At 71.0% G+C, this 17478-nt stretch carries 15 protein-coding genes; 5 read left to right on the top strand and 10 right to left on the bottom strand.

Translation table 11 applies throughout. The annotated features are described in order from the left end of the window. The first annotated feature begins 7 nt into the window (after positions 1–7). Together ACWCQM_RS02390 and ACWCQM_RS02385 are read left to right on the top strand one after the other, a co-directional pair. Positions 8–217 carry a helix-turn-helix domain-containing protein gene (locus ACWCQM_RS02390; RefSeq protein ID WP_073745141.1) on the top strand — a complete coding sequence of 70 codons (210 nt, stop codon included), beginning with the start codon at positions 8–10 and terminating at the stop codon, positions 215–217. Further along, positions 217–789: a Clp protease N-terminal domain-containing protein gene (locus ACWCQM_RS02385; RefSeq protein ID WP_450913499.1), complete on the top strand. Its 573-nt coding sequence runs from the start codon at positions 217–219 to the stop codon at positions 787–789. The genes ACWCQM_RS02390 and ACWCQM_RS02385 overlap by 1 nt, the downstream gene beginning before the upstream one ends. 460 nt (positions 790–1249) lie before the next feature. Here the strand turns inward: ACWCQM_RS02385 and ACWCQM_RS02380 are convergent, their stop codons facing one another. Both ACWCQM_RS02380 and ACWCQM_RS02375 read right to left on the bottom strand, forming a co-directional pair. Next, positions 1250–2224: a helix-turn-helix transcriptional regulator gene (locus tag ACWCQM_RS02380; RefSeq protein WP_450913498.1), complete on the bottom strand. Its 975-nt coding sequence runs from the start codon at positions 2222–2224 to the stop codon at positions 1250–1252. A gap of 1 nt (position 2225) precedes the next feature. Further along, positions 2226–3083 (bottom strand): DUF4097 family beta strand repeat-containing protein, encoded by an 858-nt coding sequence (locus ACWCQM_RS02375; RefSeq protein WP_450913635.1) that lies wholly within the window; start codon positions 3081–3083, stop codon positions 2226–2228. A 165-nt stretch (positions 3084–3248) separates the two neighbouring features. On the opposite strand from ACWCQM_RS02375, the gene ACWCQM_RS02370 reads away from it, so the two are divergent. After that, entirely contained in the window at positions 3249–4106 is an 858-nt protein-coding gene (locus ACWCQM_RS02370) for a hypothetical protein (RefSeq protein WP_450913497.1), read from the top strand. Here the strand turns inward: ACWCQM_RS02370 and ACWCQM_RS02365 are convergent, their stop codons facing one another. From ACWCQM_RS02365 to ACWCQM_RS02345, 5 genes are all read right to left on the bottom strand, one after another. After that, a complete protein-coding gene (locus tag ACWCQM_RS02365; RefSeq protein WP_003961784.1) occupies positions 4107–4289 on the bottom strand; it encodes a DUF6104 family protein in 183 nt (60 codons plus the stop codon). Between the two features lie 90 nt (positions 4290–4379). Then, a complete protein-coding gene (locus ACWCQM_RS02360; RefSeq protein ID WP_450913496.1) occupies positions 4380–8183 on the bottom strand; it encodes a multifunctional oxoglutarate decarboxylase/oxoglutarate dehydrogenase thiamine pyrophosphate-binding subunit/dihydrolipoyllysine-residue succinyltransferase subunit in 3804 nt (1267 codons plus the stop codon). Between the two features lie 257 nt (positions 8184–8440). Beyond that, positions 8441–9517 (bottom strand): HAMP domain-containing sensor histidine kinase, encoded by a 1077-nt coding sequence (locus tag ACWCQM_RS02355; RefSeq protein WP_450913495.1) that lies wholly within the window; start codon positions 9515–9517, stop codon positions 8441–8443. Continuing rightward, positions 9514–10251 (bottom strand): response regulator transcription factor, encoded by a 738-nt coding sequence (locus ACWCQM_RS02350; RefSeq protein WP_014154105.1) that lies wholly within the window; start codon positions 10249–10251, stop codon positions 9514–9516. Before ACWCQM_RS02350 ends, ACWCQM_RS02355 begins: the two co-directional genes overlap by 4 nt. 232 nt (positions 10252–10483) lie before the next feature. Next, entirely contained in the window at positions 10484–11167 is a 684-nt protein-coding gene (locus ACWCQM_RS02345; RefSeq protein ID WP_450913494.1) for a spermidine synthase, read from the bottom strand. A gap of 378 nt (positions 11168–11545) precedes the next feature. On the opposite strand from ACWCQM_RS02345, the gene lon reads away from it, so the two are divergent. Continuing rightward, positions 11546–13975, top strand: a complete 2430-nt coding sequence (gene lon / locus ACWCQM_RS02340) for an endopeptidase La (protein WP_450913493.1) — start codon at positions 11546–11548, stop codon at positions 13973–13975. Positions 13976–14070: 95 nt separating this feature from the next. On the opposite strand, the gene ACWCQM_RS02335 is transcribed toward lon, so the two are convergent. Beyond that, positions 14071–14823 carry a polysaccharide deacetylase family protein gene (locus ACWCQM_RS02335; protein ID WP_450913492.1) on the bottom strand — a complete coding sequence of 251 codons (753 nt, stop codon included), beginning with the start codon at positions 14821–14823 and terminating at the stop codon, positions 14071–14073. Between the two features lie 179 nt (positions 14824–15002). After that, entirely contained in the window at positions 15003–15848 is an 846-nt protein-coding gene (locus tag ACWCQM_RS02330; RefSeq protein ID WP_450913491.1) for a lysozyme, read from the bottom strand. A 253-nt stretch (positions 15849–16101) separates the two neighbouring features. Here ACWCQM_RS02330 and ACWCQM_RS02325 point away from each other — a divergent pair, with 253 nt between their 5' ends. Further along, positions 16102–16584: a MarR family winged helix-turn-helix transcriptional regulator gene (locus tag ACWCQM_RS02325; RefSeq protein ID WP_450913490.1), complete on the top strand. Its 483-nt coding sequence runs from the start codon at positions 16102–16104 to the stop codon at positions 16582–16584. A gap of 89 nt (positions 16585–16673) precedes the next feature. Here ACWCQM_RS02325 and ACWCQM_RS02320 read toward each other — a convergent pair whose 3' ends face one another. Then, positions 16674–17459, bottom strand: coding sequence for a hypothetical protein (locus ACWCQM_RS02320; protein WP_450913489.1), 786 nt, complete (start codon positions 17457–17459; stop codon positions 16674–16676). Positions 17460–17478: the final 19 nt, after the last annotated feature.

Raw genomic sequence — 17478 nt, 5'->3', positions numbered from 1 at the left:
TGACGTCATGACCGAAGCAACGGATCTCGCCGCACGCGCCGGTGACCACGACCCGCGCGTCGGGCTGCGGGCCGTCGCCGCGCTGCGGCGGCTGCTGGAGCAACTCGAAGCCGTCCAGGTGAGAAGCGCCCGCGCCAAGGGGTGGTCATGGCAGGAAATCGCTGCCGAGCTGGGTGTCAGCAGGCAGGCCGTGCACAAGAAGTACGGGAGGCATTGATGTTCGAGCGATTCACCAAGGGTGCCCGCGCCACCGTGACCGGTGCGGTGACCCATGCCGAGCGGGCCGGATCGGACTCCGTCACCGAGGAGCACCTGCTGCTCTCCCTGCTGGACCAGGAAGGCAGCCGTGCCTCCTTCGCCGTTGCCGCCCTCGGGCTCACCGACCGCCGAGCCTCGATCGAGGCGGCCCTGGCGGAAGCCCGCCGCCGGGGTGGGCTCACCAAGGCGGACACCGAGGCGCTGGCCGGCATCGGCATCGACGTCGGGGCGATCGTGGCCCGGGTCGAGGGGGAGCACGGCGAGGGCGTCCTGGCGGGCGACCGCCGGAACCGCCGGTGGTGGTCGGGGCACCGTGCCTTCACCGGGGGAGCGAAGAGCATCCTGGAGAAATCCCTGCGCATCGCCCTCGGCCGACGCGATCGCTTCATCGGCGAGGAGCATCTGCTGCTGGCCCTGACGGCCCGACCCGGTGTCGTCGCCGATGTGCTCGCCGACCACGGCGCGACATACACGACGGTGGAACGCGCGCTCTACGGCACCGGAGGCCACGGCCAGGCCCTGGCCGGCTGATCCCGGACCGGACCGTCCCGGCCGACTGCCCGCCCTCGGCCGGCTGATCCCGGGCCTGCCCGGACCGGCCCGTCCCTGGCTGGCTGCCCGCCCTCGGCCGGCTGATCCCGGGTCGGCCCGTCTCTGGCCGGCTGATCCCGGACCGGCCCACCCCGGCCGGCTGATCCCCTGCTTGGCCGTCCTGGCCGGCCGGCCGGGGCTCGCCCGCCCTGGCCGACTGGCCCGGGGGCGCGACTGGCCTCCGGGCCAGTCCGTCTTGGCCAACTGGCCGCCGAGGCTTGCCAATCCCGGCCGGCTGGCCTCCGGGCCCGTACGCGACTGGCCTCCGGGGGCCTGTCCGTCCCGCGGCCACTGCCCTTCGGGCGCGTACGTCCTGGCCGGCTGGCCCCGGGGCTCACCGGCCCCGGCCAACTGGTCCCCAAGCCCGTCGGCCCTGGGCGCCCCCGGCCCCGCCCCGCCCTCAGGAGCCGCCGGAGGTGCCCCTCGGCCGGTCGGCGGGGTCCCGCAGCAGTCTGCCGATCTGTGTCGCGGCCGTGGCCAGATGGCGGCGGGCGTCCGTGAGCTGGGACTCTGTCAGCCCGTGGTCCCTGGCCGCGTCCCGGATGTCGTCGCGGAAGCGGTCCAGCAGGCGATCCAGGTCCCGGGCGGGATCGCCCGTGCTCGTGGCGTCGGCGGCCCACTCGACATCCGGCTCCTCGGGGGCCGGCCTGGTGTAGTGCCAGGCGCCGGTGCTCGCGAAACTGCCGAGCTGGCCGGTGATCTCGGCCAGGCCCTCCCGTACGCCCTTCGGCCAGTCGCCCCGCGCGAAGTGCTCCTGGACCTGGCGCGCGGCGGTCTGCATCTGCTCCCGCGCCTTCTCGTGCGCCTCCTGAGCCTGACGGCGCGCCTGCTCGGCGTCCTCACGGGCCCTGCGCGACTCGTCCTTCGCCCTGCGGGCCTGCTCCTTCCACTCCTGCTTGGCCTTGCGCAGCTCCTCCTTCGCCGTGCGCCATGCCTCGTTGTCCGCGAAGCCGGCGTCCCAGCCGCCCCCCTGGGCACCGGAGGTCTGACGGGACTCGGAAACCGCCGCACGCATCTCCTTGCGGAGCCGGCCCGCCGCCCCTCGCACGTCCTCGCGGATCTCGGAGGCCAGGTCGGAGACCGACTCGCGGATCTCCAGCTCCAGATCGGCCAGCTCGCCGCCCCGGCCCGCCAGCTCGGCCCGGCCGGCATCGGTGATGGAGTAGACCTTGCGGCCGCCCTCGGTGGCATGGGTGACCAGACCCTCGGCCTCCAGCTTGGCCAGCCGGGGATACACGGTGCCCGCCGACGGTGCGTACAGCCCCTGGAAGCGCTCCTCCAGGAGCCGGATCACCTCGTACCCATGGCGGGGGGCCTCGTCCAGCAGCTTCAGGAGGTAGAGGCGCAGACGGCCGTGGGCGAAAACGGGGGGCATGTCAGAGCACCTTTCCGGTCGGCTCGGCGTCGTGTGCGTGGTCCTGGGCGGGTGGGCGGCGCAGCAGGGCGATCGAACCCGAGACGGTGGTCGCCCTCAGCTTGCCCGTGCCCGCGCCCAGTGTGCCGGTGATCTTCTTCGCCCCCCACTGGCCGCCCACCCGGAGGTCCTCGAAGGCGTTGGAGACGGCGCCGCTCGCGGTGTTCGCCTCCACCTTCGCGTCCGCCGGGTGCGGCAGCCGGATGGCGATCTCGCCCGAGACCGACGTCAGCCGGATGTCCGTCGGCTTCGGTGAGGTGTCCAGATCGAGCACCATGTGGCCGCTGACGGACTCGGCCCGGACCGATGTGCCGGCGCCTTCGATGACCGTCAGATCACCCGAGACGGACTGGAAATGGAGGTCGCCCGTGACGGACTGGGCCTCCAGATTGCCGGACACGGTCTCGGCCCGGACCGCGCCGGGCAGGCCCACCAGGGTGCTGTCGCCGGAGACGCCGCGGAGCTCGGTGCGGCCCCGGACTCCCGAGACGACCGCTTCGGCGCTGACCGCTCCGACCTCCACCGTCGCGCCCGCCGGCACGGCGAGGGACACCTCCGCGCGGCGACGTGGCTTCTTGCGGTCGAGCCAGGTGAGCAGGCCGCGCCACGCCAGGTCCTCGTAGGTGACGGTGAGGGTGCCGCCCTCCTGGGTCACGATCAGCGGGGGCCCGTCGATCTCGGACACCTCCAGCCGGGCGGTCGGCTCGTCGGTGCCCACCACATTGACCACGCCGTCGACGATGCGCACATGGAGCGCCGTCACGGGGTCGTCGAAGGTGAGCTTCTGCGGCTCGGCGACCGTCCACGTCGACTCGGGCATGGATCCGACCTCCCACTGGGTGGAACGACGCAACATATCGCGTCTCTTTCCAACACGATATATCGTGGATCGGGGAAGTCAAGGCTGAATCTGAAGAGGGATCAGGGGGGTGGGCGGGGAGGCGAAATGGTTCATAGCTGGGCAAATTGCCCTAGCGTGTGAGGCATGACCGCGACACCCGTGGGTGCCCTGCTCCTCTGCCGGGCCGAACCCGAGACCGTACGGCCCGTGGCCCACCTGCTCCAGGAGCGCATGCTGCTGATGCCCGCCGGGGACGGCTGGAGCGTGCTCGTCCCCGAGGGAAAGCCCTGGCGGACGGACGCGCACGGGAGCGGACCGGCGGCCGGAGGAGGCGCCGAGCCCGTCGACCGGGTCGTCGGCGGCTGGGCCACCGCTCTCGCGGTGGGCTCGACCTGGCCGGTGCTCGCCCTGTGGTGGGACGGGGACCGCTCCGGCTACACCCTCGCCTCGGGATTCCGCCGCCCCGTCGGATACATCTGGCTGGCCGACGGCACCCCCGCCGCCGAGGACGAGGCCATGCGCACGTTCGCGGCCCGGCTCGGCCTCGACCCCGTACAGGACGTCCAGGAGCTGGAGGCACTCACCCGCGCGGACCCCGACGCGGACGCCGATGCCCGGCTGCGCGGGCTGATCGTCGTGCTCACCCGGGCCGGAGTGGCGCTGCCCCAGGGGCTCTCGCCCGGCGAGCCCGCCGACCGGCTGCGCTCGGTCGCAGGCGTCCACTCCGGGGCGGAACACATCGAATGGGCCGGCTGGCGCGACGCCGTACGCGTGGAGCTCGACGCGGTGGAGAGCAGCGGGCTGGGTCCCTGGATGCTCGGCCCGAGGGCCCGCGCCGTGGCGACCGCGCAGGTCGCGGCCGGTCTGCCGCTCACCCTGTGGGGCGCACGCCGGCGCAGCGGCGGCTGGGTCGCGGCTGGCCTGGTCCTGCTCGTGCAGGGCGTTCTGGGGCTCGCCTACAACCGCTTCAGATCCACACGGACAAGCGGTCCCGGAAGGTGACTACTCGTCCTCGTCCTCGTCGTCCAGCCGCGCCAGCCAGGTCGCGAGGCGCTCGACGGGCACCTCGAAGTCGGGGTTGAGGTCGACGAACGTACGGAGCTGCTCGGCGAGCCACTCGAAGGTGACCTCCTCCTCGCCGCGCCGCTTCTCCAGTTCCTCGATGCCACGGTCCGTGAAGTACATGGCTCAAGAATAACGAGCCCGGACAGCCCGAGGGCCCGGCCCCGCGAGATGCTCGCGGGGCCGGGCCCTCCGGTGTCGTACAGCCGCTGATCAGGCCTCGAAGACCTCGGCGACCAGCTGGGCCTGCTCGGCCTGGTGGCGCTTGGCCGAGCCGACCGCCGGGGACGAGCCGTGCGGACGCGAGATGCGGCGCAGGCGCTCACCGTGCGGCACATCGGCGCCGACGGCCAGGTCCAGGTGGTCGATCAGGTTGAGCGCGATGAACGGCCACGCACCCTGGTTCGCCGGCTCCTCCTGCGCCCAGAGGTACTTCTCGGCGTTCGGGTACTTGGCGATCTCGGCCTGGATCTCGGCACCCGGCAGCGGGTACAGGCGCTCGAGACGGATGATCGCCGTCTCGGTGTCGCCCCGCTTCTCGCGCTCGGCGTCGAGGTCGTAGTAGAGCTTGCCGGACACGAAGACGACCTTGCGGACGGCCTCGGCCTTGACCGACTCGTCGCCGATCACCGGGCGGAAGCCGCCGGTGGTGAACTCCTCCACCGCCGACGCGGCCGCCTTGAGGCGGAGCATCGACTTCGGTGTGAAGACGATCAGCGGCTTGTGGTGCGGGTTGTGCACCTGCCACCGCAGGAGGTGGAAGTAGTTCGACGGGAGGGTCGGCATCGCGACCGTCATGTTGTCCTGCGCGCACATCTGCAGGAAACGCTCCGGACGGGCGGACGAGTGGTCCGGGCCCTGGCCCTCGTAGCCGTGCGGGAGGAGCAGCGTGACGCCGGAGGTCTGCCCCCACTTCTGCTCGGCCGAGGAGATGAACTCGTCCACGACGGTCTGGGCGCCGTTGACGAAGTCACCGAACTGGGCCTCCCAGATCACCAGGGACTCCGGGCGGGCCAGCGAGTAGCCGTACTCGAAGCCCATCGCCGCGTACTCGCTGAGCAGCGAGTCGTAGACGTTGTAACGGGCCTGGTCGTCCGAGAGGTAGAGCAGCGGGGTGTAGTCCTCGCCGGTCTTCTGGTCGACGAGGACCGCGTGGCGCTGGCCGAACGTGCCGCGGCGGGTGTCCTGGCCGGCGAGCCGGACCGGGGTGCCCTCCATCAGCAGCGAACCGATGGCCAGGGTCTCGCCCATGCCCCAGTCGATCGTGCCGTTCTCCACCGAGGCGGCGCGGCGCTGCATCTGCGGGAGCAGACGCGGGTGCACGGTGATGCCGTCGGGGATGTTCACCTGGGACTCGGCGATCAGCTTCACGACCTCCGAGGTGACCGCGGTGTTGACCGAGACCGGGAACTCCGCCTGGACGTCCGGGACATGCGGCTGGGACGGCGCCGAGGTGGCCTCGCGGACCTCCGCGAAGACCTTCTCCAGCTGGCCCTGGAAGTCCTGGAGCGCCTGCTCCGCCTCTTCCAGCGTGATGTCGCCGCGACCGATGAGCGACTCGGTGTAGAGCTTGCGCACCGAGCGCTTCTTGTCGATCAGGGTGTACATCTGCGGGTTGGTGAACTCCGGGTTGTCGCCCTCGTTGTGACCGCGGCGGCGGTAGCAGATGAGGTCGATCACGACGTCCTTGTTGAACGTCTGCCGGTACTCGAAGGCGAGCCGCGCGACGCGGACCACGGCCTCCGGGTCGTCGCCGTTGACGTGGATGATCGGCGCCTCGATCATGCGCGCCACGTCCGTGGCGTACATCGAGGAGCGCGAGGACTCCGGGGCGGCGGTGAAGCCGACCTGGTTGTTGATCACCACGTGCACGGTGCCGCCGGTGCGGTAGCCGCGCAGCTGCGACATGTTGAGCGTCTCGGCGACGACGCCCTGGCCCGCGAAGGCCGCGTCGCCGTGGAGCGCGACGGGCAGGACCGTGAAGTCCGTGCCGCCCTTGTTGATGATGTCCTGCTTGGCGCGGGCGATGCCCTCCAGGACCGGGTCGACCGCCTCCAGGTGCGAGGGGTTGGCGGCCAGCGAGACCTTGATCTGCTCGCCGTCCAGACCGGTGAAGGTGCCCTCGGCGCCCAAGTGGTACTTGACGTCGCCGGAGCCGTGCATCGACCGCGGGTCGAGGTTGCCCTCGAACTCCCGGAAGATCTGCGCGTACGACTTGCCGACGATGTTCGCCAGGACGTTCAGCCGGCCGCGGTGGGCCATGCCGATGACGACCTCGTCGAGGCGGGCCTCGGCGGCGGAGTCGATGACCGCGTCGAGCAGCGGGATGACGGACTCGCCGCCCTCCAGCGAGAAGCGCTTCTGGCCGACGTACTTCGTCTGCAGGAACGTCTCGAACGCCTCGGCGGCGTTGAGGCGGCGCAGGATCCGCAGCTGCTCCTCGCGCTCCGGAGCGGGGCGCGGACGCTCCACCCGGTCCTGGAGCCACTTGCGCTCCTTCGGCTCCTGGATGTGCATGAACTCGATGCCGGTGGTGCGGCAGTACGACTCACGCAGGACGCCGAGGATGTCGCGGAGCTTCATCATCGTCTTGCCGGCGAAACCGCCGACCGCGAAGTCCCGCTCCAGGTCCCACAGGGTGAGGCCGTGCTCGGTGATGTCCAGGTCGGGGTGCTTGCGCTGGCGGTACTCCAGCGGGTCGGTGTCGGCCATGACATGGCCGCGGACCCGGTAGGAGTGGATCAGTTCGAAGACCCGCGCGGCCTTGGTGACGTCGTCGTCGTGCGAGGCGTCGATGTCCTTGAGCCAGCGGACCGGCTCGTAGGGGATGCGCAGCGCCTTGAAGATCTCGTCGTAGAAGTCGTTCTCGCCGAGCAGCAGCTGGGCCAGGACGCGCAGGAACTCGCCGGACGCCGCACCCTGGATGACCCGGTGGTCGTACGTCGAGGTCAGGGTCATGACCTTCGAGATGCCGAGCTTGTTCAGGGTGTCCTGGGAGGTGCCCTGGAACTCCGCCGGGTAGTCCATCGCGCCGACGCCCATGATGAGGCCCTGTCCGGGCATCAGGCGGGGCACCGAGTGCACGGTGCCGATGCCGCCGGGGTTGGTCAGCGAGGCGGTGACACCGGAGAAGTCGTCCATGCCGAGCTTGCCGACGCGGGCGCGGCGGACGATGTCCTCGTACGCCTGCCAGAACTCGAAGAAGTTGAGCGTCTCGGCCTTCTTGATGGCCGCGACGACCAGCTGGCGGTCGCCGTTCGGCTTCACCAGGTCGATGGCCAGACCGAGGTTGACGTGCTCCGGCTTGACCAGGGTCGGCTTGCCGTCCTTCACCGCGAAGGAGTAGTTCATCGACGGCATGGCCTTGAGGGCCTGCACCATCGCGTACCCGATGAGGTGCGTGAAGGAGATCTTCCCGCCGCGGGCGCGCTTGAGGTGGTTGTTGATGACGATGCGGTTGTCGAAGAGCAGCTTCACCGGAACGGCGCGGACGGACGTGGCCGTCGGCAGCTCCAGGGAGGCGTTCATGTTCTTCGCGACAGCGGCCGAGGGGCCGCGCAGCGTCACGAACTCGGGGCCCGCGGGGGCCTCTGCCGGCGCTTCCGCCTTCGCGGCGGCCGGAGCTGCCTTGGCGGGGGCCGCCTTGGCGGGGGCCGCGGGAGCCTTCGCGGGGGCCGCTGCCTGCGCCGGAGCGGTGGCGGCAGGCTTGGCCGGGGCGGCGGGCGCGGCCGGGGCCGGCGCCGGAGCGGGGGTTTCCGCGGCGGTGGCGGCCGGAGCCGGTGTCACCGCTCCCGCGGGTGCGGGTACGGGCTTGTCCGCCGTGCCGGACGTGCCCGGCTTGTAGTCGGCGAAGAAGTCCCACCAGGCGCGGTCGACCGAATTCGGGTCCTGGAGGTACTGCTGGTAGATCTCGTCGACGAGCCACTCATTGGGGCCGAAAGCGGCGGCCGGGTTCGACCCGGAGCCTGCTTCTTGATCGGTCGAGATGCTCGAGTTACTGGGGGACTGAGACGACACGGCGGCAACCGCCCTCTTCCGCTTCACAAGGTGATGGACAGCGGAAATCAAGGCTACGCCTCCCTGGCCGTTACGTGCAGGCCGGGCCGGTCTTCGTCGTGCACATCACATCGGAAGCCGGGTTTCGGCGCATGAAATGGCGGGAAACAAGCAGGGTTCCGCTGCCCTTCGGTACGCAGGGCCGGTGCTACGGCCCCTTGGACCGTATCTCTTTCCTGGACCAGGAGAGAAGGGGGCCCAGATCTTCGAACACCAGGTCAACCCAGTGGTTGAGGGTTCCCCGGAAGAGTGACCTGAATCCGGCAACCACGGGAAGATTCAGCCACACCGATGCGCCCGCCGTGCAGGTCCACCGCCCAGCGGGCGATCGCCAGCCCGAGTCCCGTGCCTCCGTCGCTGCCCGGACCGTGCGGGGACGGAGCCTGGCCGCGGTTGAACCGCTCGAAGACCCGGTGGCGCTCCGCCTCCGGGATGCCGGGGCCCTCGTCGACGACTTCGAGCTCCAGCGACTCGGGACGGTCCCCGCGCCGCGCCAGCACCGTGACCCGGCCGTGGGGCGGGCTGTGCTTGACGGCGTTGTCGATCAGGTTGGCGACCACCTGGTGCAGCCGCTCCGCGTCCGCGTACGCCGTCAGCTCGGGCGGCGACACGTCCAGGTGCAGATGGACGTCCGTACGCGAGTGGTTGCCGGAGCCGGAGGAGAGCCGGCGGTGGGAGGCGGCCAGGTTCGCCTCCTTGAGCACTCCCGACAGATACGGCCAGACCTCGAAGCGGCGGGCCTTGATCGCCACCACTCCGTTGTCCAGCCGCGAGAGGTCGAGCAGGGTCTCCACCAGTCTGCCGAGGCGCTCGGTCTGCTTCAGAGCCGTACGCATGGTCTCGGGATCGGCGGCGGACACCCCGTCCACCACGTTCTCCAGCACGGCTCTGAGCGCGGCGATGGGTGTGCGCAGCTCGTGCGAGACGTTGGCGACCAGCTCCTTGCGGTGCCGGTCCTCCGCCTCCAGATCGTCCGTCATGCGGTTGATCGTCTGAGCCAGGTCCCCCAGCTCGTCACGCCGCCCCGCGCCGCTCACCCGGCGCGTGTAGTCGCCGTGCGAGATCGAGCGCGCGACGGCGCGCATCTCGTCCAGCGGGGCGGTCAGGCCGTGCGCCACGAACTGGGTGATCAGCAGCGTGGCGATGACCGAGAAGACCGTGATGAACCGGAACTCGGTCCTGGTCCGCAGGGCGACGATGAGCAGACCCGTCGTGATGAACACGGAGATCACCACGAGGGTGCCCAGCTTGGCCTTGATCGAGAAGGGCCGCAGTCCCGAGCCGGGCCGGGTCATGGCGCGGGGGTCTCCAGGGCGTAGCCGACACCGTGCACGGTACGGATCCGTTCGGCGCCGATCTTCCGGCGCAGGGCCTTGATGTGGCTGTCGACCGTACGGGTCCCGGAGGCGTCCGCCCAGTCCCAGACCTCGGCCAGCAGCTGCTCCCGGGACAGCACCGCGCGCGGCGTGTTGGCCAGGCAGACCAGCAGGTCGAACTCGGTCGGGGTGAGGTGGACGTCGTCGGCGCGCACCCGGACCCTGCGCTGCGCGTGGTCGATCTCCAGCTCGCCGAGGCGCAGGATGCCGCTGCGCGGCGTCACGGCGGCCAGCGCGGCCCGCTCGACCCTGCGCAGCAGGACGTGGACCCGCGCGGCCAGCTCCCGCATGGAGAACGGCTTGGTCATGTAGTCGTCGGCGCCGACCCCGAGCCCGACCAGCATGTCCGTCTCGTCGTCGCGTGCGGTGAGCATCAGCACCGGCACGGGGCGCTGGGCCTGCACACGACGGCAGACCTCCAGGCCGTCGAAGCCGGGAAGCATGATGTCGAGCACCATCAGGTCGGGCTGCCAGGCCTCGGCCGCGTCCACGGCCGCGGGCCCGTCCAGTGCGGTCTGCACCAGGAAGCCCTCGGCCCGCAGCCGGGCGGAAATGGCGTCGACGATTGTCGCGTCGTCCTCTACCACCAGCACCCGGCGCTGAGCCCCGGGGGTGGCCGCGACGCCGTTGTGGGTGGTGTGTGTCTGTTCCATCGCCCCGCCCCTGCCCGTTCTCGCGGAGGCCATTCCCCCGGAGGCACGGTTATCGCTTGTGGATTTCGTCGGTGATCCCTTGTGCCGCCAAGCAGCGTAAAGGCAGAGGACGCCTCTCGGCTACGCAGGGTGTTGTCCGTCGTGAAGGTGTTACCCACGGGATAGGGACAGATCGGCGGACTCGCGGGCCGTGATCCTTGGCGGGACGGGGGTGCGCATACCGGGTGGGGGTTCAGCCGTCCCGCAGTGCGAGATGGACCACGTCCGGCACACCTCGGGCAACGGCTACTTCTTCAGTCCTTACCGCGTGGAATCCGGCATTCCGCAGTGCTTCCTCGAAGTCCGGGGACGGCTGCGCGGACCATACGGCGAGCACTCCTCCGGGCGTCAGACGCGCTCGGCAGGCCGCGAGGCCGGTGGCGGAATAGAGGCTTCCGTTGTCCTCCGTGACGGTCCAGTCGGGGCCGTTGTCGATGTCCAGACACAGTGCGTCGTAACGCTCCGTGGTCGTACGGAGGTGGGCGACGAGGTCGGCGCGGAGGATCGCGGTCCGCTCGTCGGAGAGCGCCGCGCCGGAGATCCGGCCGAGCGGCCCGTCCAGGTGCCAGTCCACGATGGCCTCCTCCCGCTCCACGACCGTGATCCGGCCCCAGCGCGGCTCGGAGGCGGCACGCACCAGCGAGAACCCGACGCCGAGCCCGCCGATCAGCACGGTCGGGCCCGGCCGCCCGGCGGGCAGGGCGGCGAGCGCGGCGTCGACGAGCAGCCGCTCGGAGCGCCCGTCGGAGGTGTCCATCAGGAAACACCCGTTGGCGATGATCTCGAAGTCCTCGCCGCGCTCACGCAGGACGACCTCGCCGAACGGTCCCTCCCGCCGGTCGAGGACGACGGGGCGGCGGGTGTCTGTGGCCGGCATGGCGGGTCTCCGGTCTCCGGTCGGCGGTTCCGAGGCGGCCCATCCTTCCTCGCGGCAGGGCCCGCGGGCCAGTGAATTCCGCGGTTCCCACCCTCCGGGGCGGGCGATCCGGCAGCCCGTCGAGGGCCCGGCCCCCGAAGGCGCGGTCAGGGATGTCCGGACCCGCCCCCGGGGGAAGGGGAAGGCGGCGGGAATGGCGGCGGCCTCCGGGGTGCTGCCGTAGAAGCAGGCGTCGCGTCGGGCCGGCCGTGAGCGGATCGTCGCAGGTGGAGCCCGGTGGCCCGGTTGATCGCTCAGGGCGAACACGGCAGGGGGAACATTCAGAGGCTCACAAGCATTGAGCCCACATAGCTCAACTTGCCTGCCGAAGGGGAGATCATGACTGCAGAGTCCAACGCGTCCAGGGCGTCCACTCCGATCGACCTGCCCGTGCTGCCGCTCGACGACGAGGTCGTACTGCCGGGCATGGTGGTCCCGCTCGACCTGTCGGACGCGGAGGTGCGTGCCGCGGTCGAGGCGGCGCAGGCCGTCGCCCGGCCCGGAGGCGGCAAGCCCGAGGTGCTGCTCGTGCCTCGCATCGACGGGAACTACACCGGGACCGGCGTCCTGGGCACCGTCGAGCAGGTCGGGCGGCTGTCGGACGGGGACCCCGGCGCTCTCATCCGCGCCCGTGACCGGGTGCGGATCGGGGCCGGAACCAGCGGGCCCGGGAACGCGCTCTGGGTGGAAGGCACCCGGATCGAGGTCTCGCTGCCCGACCCCCTTCCCGGCTCGGTCACCGAGCTGGCCAGGGAGTACAAGGCGCTGGCCACCAGCTGGCTGAAGAAGCGCGGTGCCTGGCAGGTCGTGGACCGGGTGGAGCAGATCGAGGACATCTCCGCGCTCGCCGACAATTCCGGGTACTCGCCCTTCCTGACCACGGCCCAGAAGGTCCAGCTGCTGGAGACCACCGACCCGGTCGCCCGGCTGAAGCTCGCCATCCAGTGGCTCGGGGAGCACCTCGCCGAGCAGGACGTCGCCGAGTCCATCGCCAAGGACGTCCAGGAGGGCGTCGACAAGCAGCAGCGCGAATTCCTGCTGCGGCGCCAGCTCGACGCCGTACGCAAGGAGCTCTCCGAGCTCAACGGCGACCCGGAGGACGAGTCCGACGACTACCGCGCACGCGTCGAAGCCGCCGATCTTCCCGAGCACGTCCGTGAGGCCGCGCTCAAGGAGGTCGACAAGCTGGAGCGCGCGTCCGACCAGAGCCCCGAGGGGTCCTGGATCCGGACCTGGCTGGATACCGTCCTCGAACTCCCGTGGACCGAGCGGACCGAGGACGCGTACGACATCCGGGGCGCCCGGGCGGTCCTCGACGCCGAACACGCCGGCCTCCAGGACGTGAAGGAGCGCATCACCGAGTACCTCGCGGTGCGCAAGCGGCGCGCCGACCGGGGCCTCGGCGTGGTCGGCGGGCGGCGCGGCGGTGCCGTGCTCGCGCTGGTCGGTCCGCCCGGAGTCGGCAAGACCTCGCTCGGGGAGAGCGTCGCGCACGCCATGGGGCGCAAGTTCGTCCGGGTCGCGCTCGGCGGTGTCCGGGACGAGGCGGAGATCCGGGGCCACCGGCGCACGTACGTGGGCGCGCTCCCGGGGCGGATCGTGCGGGCGATCAAGGAGGCCGGTTCGATGAACCCGGTCGTCCTGCTCGACGAGATCGACAAGGTCGGCTCCGACTTCCGGGGCGACCCGGCAGCAGCACTGCTCGAAGTGCTCGACCCGGCGCAGAACCACACCTTCCGTGACCACTACCTGGAGGTCGAACTCGACCTCAGTGACGTCGTGTTCCTGGCGACGGCCAACGTCCTCGACGCCATCCCGGAGGCCCTGCTCGACCGCATGGAGCTGGTCACGCTGGACGGTTACACCGAGGACGAGAAGGTCGTCATCGCCCGGGACCACCTGCTCCCGCGCCAGCTGGAGCGGGCCGGTCTGGAGAAGGACGAGGTGGGCCTCGACGAGTCCGCCCTGCGCAAGCTGGCCGGCGAGTACACCAGGGAGGCCGGGGTGCGGAACCTGGAGCGGGCCGTCGCACGGCTGCTCCGCAAGGTCGCGGCCCAGCACGAACTGGGTGAGCGGGAGCTTCCGTTCACGGTGTCCGAGCAGGACCTGCGGGGTCTGATCGGCCGGCCCCACCACGTGCCCGAGTCCGCCCAGGACCCGGCCGAGCGCCGTACCGCGGTGCCCGGTGTGGCCACCGGGCTCGCGGTGACCGGGGCCGGCGGTGACGTGCTCTTCGTCGAGGCGTCGCTGGCCGACCCGGAGACCGGGGCCTCGGGGCTGACCCTGACCGGCCAGCTCGGCGACGTCATGAAGGAGTCCGCGCAGATCGCGCTGAGCTTCCTGCGGTCGCACGGCGCGGAGCTGGAGCTCCCGGTCGCGGACCTCAAGGACCGGGGTGTGCACATCCACTTCCCGGCGGGCGCGGTCCCGAAGGACGGCCCGAGCGCCGGCATCACCCTGACGACCGCGCTGGCCTCGCTGCTCTCCGGGCGGCTGGTCCGTACGGACGTGGCGATGACCGGTGAGGTCTCGCTGACCGGACGGGTGCTGCCGATCGGCGGCCTGAAGCAGAAGCTGCTGGCCGCGCACCGGGCGGGTATCACCACCGTGGTGATCCCCCAGCGCAACGAGGCCGATCTCGACGACGTCCCGGCCGAGGTCCTGGAGACCCTGGAGGTGCACCCGGTGACCGATGTGCGCCAGGTCCTGGAGATCGCGCTGGCCCCGGCCTCGGCCAGGCTGGAGGAAAGGATCCCGGCCGCCGCGTAGGCGCCATGCTGTGACGGGCGTGGCATCACGCCGACGGCCGGTACGGACGGCCCGTCCTCCTGCGGGAGGGCGGGCCGTTCCGCGTGCGGAGCGGGTCAGGGGCGGTAGACCGTGCCGGGCTCCGGCTCCGCCGGGGCCATCAGCTGGGGAACGGTCACGAAGGTGTAGCCGCGCCGCTTCAGCGTGTCGATGATGCCCGGCACCGCGGGGACCGTCCCCTCGTAGATGTCGTGCAGCAGGATGATCCCGTCCCTGCCCGCCTGGTCGAGCGTCCGCTTCCTGATCAGGGCCGAGTCGTTCGTCGAGAAGTCCTTGGCGGTCGTGCTCCAGAGGACCTGGGACAGCCCCAGCTCCTTGCTGATCCCGGAGACCGTGTCGTCGGTGCGGCCCTGCGGCGGGCGCATCAGCCGTGGCTTCGTGCCGGTGATCGCCGCTATCGCGTCCTGGGTCCTCTTCAGCTCGGCGCGTATCTCATCGGGCTTCCGGTCGGTCAGGATCTCGTGCGACCACGTGTGGTTGGCGACCTCGTGGCCCTCTGCCGCGATGCGCCGCACGGTGTCGGGGTGCTTGAGCACATGGTCCCTGCCCAGCAGGAAGAACGTCGCCGGCACCTTCTTCTCCTTGAGGATGTCCAGAAGCCGCGGGGTGTCCTTCCCCGGCCCGGCGTCGAACGTCAGGGCGATGCACTTGGCCTTGCGGCAGTCCACGGAACCGAACGACCCCTTGGCGTCGGACGCGGCCTCGGCACGCGCCGAACCGGGTGCCGTGGTCTGCGTCCCGCATCCGCCGAGCGCGAGTGTGAGGGCCGTCACCAGGGCGGCGGCCAACCCCGTACGCGAAGAAGACATCTTTCCGGGCACAACAGACACAGCGCGTCACTCCCCAACGGCTCGGCCGCACACCGGTGGTGTGGCACGCCCCGACTATACATAGCGTGTATACGCACCATGCATAGTGGGTCGCGGGCAGCGCTGAGCCCCGGCGACCTGGGGCTCGTCACCGGGGCTCGGTACCGCGTCGTGCGAGGTCAGCCGTTGGCGAGTGCCACCACGCGGTCGAGGGCGCCGTTGAAGTGGTTGTGGTCACCGACCGTCGGGCCCGACGAGGTGTACTGCCACATCGTGTAGAAGCCCCAGCCGGCCGGGAGTTCACCGACGGTGGTGTTGTAGCGGGCCACCCAGAGCGGGTTGGTGGCGCCGAAGCCCGCGTTGTTGCCCGTGCAGTCCTTCCACCAGCTGGTCGCCGTGTAGATCACCGCGTCGCGGCCGGTGCGCGCCTTGTAGGTGTTCACGAAGTCGCGGATCCAGGCGACCATGCCGGCCTGGGTCTTGCCGTAGCACTGCGCGCCGTACGGATTCCACTCGATGTCCAGCACTCCGGGCAGGGTCTTGCCGTCCCTGGACCAGCCGCCGCCGTTGTCCACGAAGTAGTTCGCCTGGGCGGCGCCACTGGTGGTGTCCGGAGTGGCGAAGTGGTAGGTGCCGCGGATCATGCCGACGTTGTACGAGCCGGTGTACTGCTGGGTGAAGTACGTGTTCTTGTAGTACGTCCCCTCGGTGGCCTTCACGTAGGCCCACTTCACGCCGTTGTTCCACAGCGTCGACCAGGCGACGTTGCCCTGGTGGCTGCTGACGTCCACACCTTCCGTCTGGACCGCCGCCGCACCTATCGGGCTGCCGCCGCTCTTCTGGCCGTCATGGGCGATCACGCCCTGGCCCATCCTCGCCGTACCCCGTTCGGGGATGACCTCGGTGTCGGCTGCGGACGCGGCGCCGGGCAGCGTGAACAGCAGGGCGAGTGCGGCGAGGAGCGTGCCCGCCGCGGTGAGGCGGGAGCGGCGGGATGTGGGGGTTCCGGATCTGTGCACGGGCATTGCGTGCCTCCGAGGGCTCGGTGGGGAGAGCTCATGGCCCAGGAGCGGGGTGCGGGACGCCCCTGGGGTACGTGCGCCATGGTGTGGACATGCCACCCTTGGCACTCATGACGCTACGCACGTAGACCCGCCCTCCGGAAGGGGGCCTGGCAGCTGCCGGAGGTCTACGCCTGCGAAATACTGGCCCAGCTGCGGTGATGACCGGAGTTGAAAGAAATTTTCATCGGCTGGAAAGCTTGTGAGGGGTGCTGACGTGCACGGGAGCGGAAGCGGCGGTGAACCGGGCGCGACGGCCGGAAGTGGTGTGGACCATGAGTTCCTCGCGCTGGAGCGTGAGTTGGCGGTCTTCCTGCGCCGGGCGCGAGCCAATTCGGGGGAGGTGGCGCGCGAGGTCCACCCGGACCTGGAGGCCGCGGCCTACGGGCTCCTCGTGCGGCTGGAATCCGCAGGACGGCAGCGCGCCACGGATCTCGCCGCCTACTTCGGGGTGGGCAAGGCGACCATGAGCCGCCAGCTGCGCGCCCTGGAGTCGCTCGGCCTGGTCGCCAGGGAGACCGACCCGGCGGACGGCCGTGCCTCGCTCGTCCATCTCACCGACGAGGGCCTCGCCCGCTTCCGCAAGGTCCGGGACGCCCGCCGCGGGCGCTACGCCCGCAAGCTCGCCGGCTGGGACCGTGGCGAGGTCGCGGAACTCGCGCGTCTGCTGCACCACTTCAACGAGCGCGCGGGGGAGTGAGGCGGGTGCCTTCCGCCCCGGAGAAGCGGGAGGCACCGAGGGGTGGGAGCCCCGAGGGGCGGGGAGGGCCCGGCGGGTGCCTGCCCGTCTCAGAGCTCCACGAGAACGGCCGTCGCGTCGTCGTGCGCCTTGCCGCGGCGCAGATGTACGCGCTCGGTGTCGGCCCGCTCCAGCTCCCTCACCCGGTCGATCAGCCCCTGCGGTCCCGACTTCCGCAGAACCTCCAGGGTGGCCGTCCAGTCGCCCTCCCGGGACTTCTCCGTCCAGCGGCTCGCCCCGTCGGTCAGCGCCGCCAGTGCCCGGACCTCGTCCCGGGGCGTCTCGCCCGTCACCGCGCGTGACGCCACCGAGGGGTCGGCGGCTGCGGTGAAGAAGCCGCCCTCCTTGTTCCGTGCCCGTGCGTCCGCGATCTCCTCCGACGCGAGCGAACCCGGAGGCAGCCGGTCGAGGCGGTCGTCGAGCAGTGGCGTGACCGTGCCGTCGGCCGCCTCCAGCAGCAGGACGGAGTCGGAGAGCACCAGGTGTTCCACCCGGAGGTCGTCCCAACGCGCGAGGACCACCGTCGCCTGAGGAGTGCGAGGGTGAGAAAGGTCACACTGGGAACGATGCGTGTCGGCGGTGTGCCGAATGGACAACGCGAGGATCTCCGCCAGCGTCAGATCCCGCCGCGAAGCGGACAGTTCGACCAGGGACCCCCCGAGCCTCGTGGTGAACCACGGGACCGAGTGCACACAGCCGTCGCTGCCGCTGGGCGGCGTGACTCCGTCGAGCAGAATCAGGCAGCCTCCCTGGCCGCCTGCGGGGACGGCGGCCGACGCCCAGTCCTCGTTGGGGCGTTCGGGACTCCCGGGCTCGGTGGCGAGTTCGATGCGCATCCGGTCAGTCTGCACCAAG

This window comes from Streptomyces sp. NPDC002125 (assembly GCF_053593715.1).
This window is presented reverse-complemented; position numbering and strand designations above follow the sequence as displayed.

Excerpts from the sequence above, each read along its gene's own strand:
- ACWCQM_RS02390 (WP_073745141.1), top strand. The coding sequence starts at position 8 with ATGACCGAAGCAACGGATCTCGCCGCACGCGCCGGTGACCACGACCCG.
- ACWCQM_RS02385 (WP_450913499.1), top strand. The coding sequence starts at position 217 with ATGTTCGAGCGATTCACCAAGGGTGCCCGCGCCACCGTGACCGGTGCG.
- ACWCQM_RS02380 (WP_450913498.1), bottom strand. The coding sequence starts at position 2,224 with ATGCCCCCCGTTTTCGCCCACGGCCGTCTGCGCCTCTACCTCCTGAAG.
- ACWCQM_RS02375 (WP_450913635.1), bottom strand. The coding sequence starts at position 3,083 with ATGCCCGAGTCGACGTGGACGGTCGCCGAGCCGCAGAAGCTCACCTTC.
- ACWCQM_RS02370 (WP_450913497.1), top strand. The coding sequence starts at position 3,249 with ATGACCGCGACACCCGTGGGTGCCCTGCTCCTCTGCCGGGCCGAACCC.
- ACWCQM_RS02365 (WP_003961784.1), bottom strand. The coding sequence starts at position 4,289 with ATGTACTTCACGGACCGTGGCATCGAGGAACTGGAGAAGCGGCGCGGC.
- ACWCQM_RS02355 (WP_450913495.1), bottom strand. The coding sequence starts at position 9,517 with ATGACCCGGCCCGGCTCGGGACTGCGGCCCTTCTCGATCAAGGCCAAG.
- ACWCQM_RS02350 (WP_014154105.1), bottom strand. The coding sequence starts at position 10,251 with ATGGAACAGACACACACCACCCACAACGGCGTCGCGGCCACCCCCGGG.
- ACWCQM_RS02345 (WP_450913494.1), bottom strand. The coding sequence starts at position 11,167 with ATGCCGGCCACAGACACCCGCCGCCCCGTCGTCCTCGACCGGCGGGAG.
- lon (WP_450913493.1), top strand. The coding sequence starts at position 11,546 with ATGACTGCAGAGTCCAACGCGTCCAGGGCGTCCACTCCGATCGACCTG.
- ACWCQM_RS02335 (WP_450913492.1), bottom strand. The coding sequence starts at position 14,823 with ATGTCTTCTTCGCGTACGGGGTTGGCCGCCGCCCTGGTGACGGCCCTC.
- ACWCQM_RS02330 (WP_450913491.1), bottom strand. The coding sequence starts at position 15,848 with ATGCCCGTGCACAGATCCGGAACCCCCACATCCCGCCGCTCCCGCCTC.
- ACWCQM_RS02320 (WP_450913489.1), bottom strand. The coding sequence starts at position 17,459 with ATGCGCATCGAACTCGCCACCGAGCCCGGGAGTCCCGAACGCCCCAAC.